Origin of the sequence: Mycobacterium gordonae, from assembly GCF_001417955.2 — a bacterium.
GTDB lineage: Bacteria > Actinomycetota > Actinomycetes > Mycobacteriales > Mycobacteriaceae > Mycobacterium > Mycobacterium gordonae_B.
Genome location: NZ_LKTM01000167.1, coordinates 1 through 1,768 on the forward strand (window position 1 = coordinate 1; position 1,768 = coordinate 1,768).

The 1,768-nt window shown below is 72.3% G+C and carries 1 protein-coding gene and 1 pseudogene; both read right to left on the minus strand.

Features of this window, described 5'->3' with window-relative positions:
* Positions 1–1,285: DUF7159 family protein (locus AO501_RS14145; RefSeq protein ID WP_156452554.1), on the minus strand; the 1,285-nt coding region annotated here is incomplete at its 3' end.
* 199 nt (positions 1,286–1,484) lie between these two features.
* A pseudogene (locus AO501_RS38025) lies at positions 1,485–1,768 on the minus strand (hypothetical protein); the annotation flags it as partial.

The following is a 1,768-nucleotide window of genomic DNA, read 5'->3' on the forward strand; positions in this document are numbered from 1 at the left end:
GCGGCACCGCCTGCTGCACCGGCGTCTGCACCGGCGGCGCAGCCTGCTGGGTGGGCTGCCGACGGGGCGCGGGCGCCACATACGCCGGGGCCTGGGCCGGCCGGGTCACGGTCTGGGGCGGTGCTTGCTGAATCACCGGCGGCGGTGCCGGCGCAGCGGCGACCTCCACCGGCGGCGGCGCCACCGGCGGCGCCGGACTGGGCGGCGGGGCCGCGCTTGACCCCGGCAGCAGGACCTGCGCCGGCAACTCGGTGGCGGGTGCCTGCAGCGCCGGCGTCGGGACGCTCTCGCGCGGGCTCGGTTGCTGGGCCGCGGTCGGGCGCACGTTGGAGGCCAGCGAGACGATCAGCACTCCGGCGACCACCGCGGCGACGCCGACGATAGCCCCACTCACCAGCGCCAACGGCCTGCGCCGCGGATCGGTCTGCGGTTCGACGGCGTGCTCGGTGTCATCCTCCACGGCGCTGTAGGCCAGCGCCCCCTCGCCGACCCCGGCCATGGCGCAGACGTCGAGGTAGCTGGGGGTGAGCGCGCGGGGGTTCACCTCGCCGGTGCCCGGGTCCAGCGCGTAGGCCAGTGCGGACGTCGACGACGCGAACAGCGGTGCGTTCGCCGAGGCCAGCGCGGCGCCCCTGGCCAGCGCCATCTCCGGCTCTTCGGGACAGCTGACCACCAGCGACGTCGCCGCCTCCAGGGCGGGCTTGACGCCGACGATGTCGACGCCACAACCGATGAGGAACACGCCGTCGGCGCGCGAAGCCGGTGCGTCCAGACCCGCGACCATCGTCACCAGGCCGGCGGCGAGCGATTCGTCCCGGACGGACTGCCGGTGCAGGTCGACGATCGAGCCGTCGGCGACCTCGACGACGGCCAGCGTCGCGCTGCCGGACTCGACGAACAGCATCGCGATGTGCTCGTAGTCGAGGGCGGCGCCCACCGTCTGCGCCAGCGCGGCGGCCGCGAGCAGCGGCGACACCAGCATCACGCCGCCGACATCGCGGGCGGCGAGTTCCAGTCGCAGCGCGGCAACCTCGCTGGGGTCCGTCCAGGTGACGCCGGTGGAGGTCAGTTGATAGCCACCTTCGGCCGCGCCTTCGCGGGTGCCCACCAGCGCGGCGATCACCCGGTCGGTCGCCGCCTCACCGGCGTCTGCGCCTGCTGCGCCTTTCGCGGCAGCTACTTCGATGCTTTCTTCCTCGACGGTCGCGCCATCGGCGTTCGTCCCCTCGATCAGCAGCATCCGGACTGCTGAGGGCTCCATCGAAACCCCAAGCACGATGTCCATAACCCCTCCAAGCCATGTGCGAGCTAGCCACGGGGTCTGGGCGGACCGGCCCACCGCCCGGGCCGCCGTCGACAACATATCCGCCCCACTGCTGGAGCGACCGATTCAGCTGGCCTGTATGCAGTTTGCCAGCTGAAACCCTACTCGCGCACATCGAGGTAGGGAGCAATTCCTAGGAAGCTCAAATGTGAATCGCCGGTCAGGGGCCTCCGGGTGAGGAGAAGGGGTTCTGCGGATTGACGTTGGCCGGTGCCTGATTAACCGGCGCCTGGTTGGCCGGCACCTGGTTGGCCGGAACCTGGATCGGTATCGGCAGCGGGAGCAGCGGGACGTGCAACCACTGGGTCGTCATCTTCACCGGCGGCGGTTCCGACGTGGCCGGTGTCTCCGCCGCACTGGGCGCCTCCGCCGCGCTGGGTGGCTCGGTGGGGGACGGCGGCTCGGAGGTGAGCGGCGTCGTAGTGGCGGCCGGGGGGTGTGTGG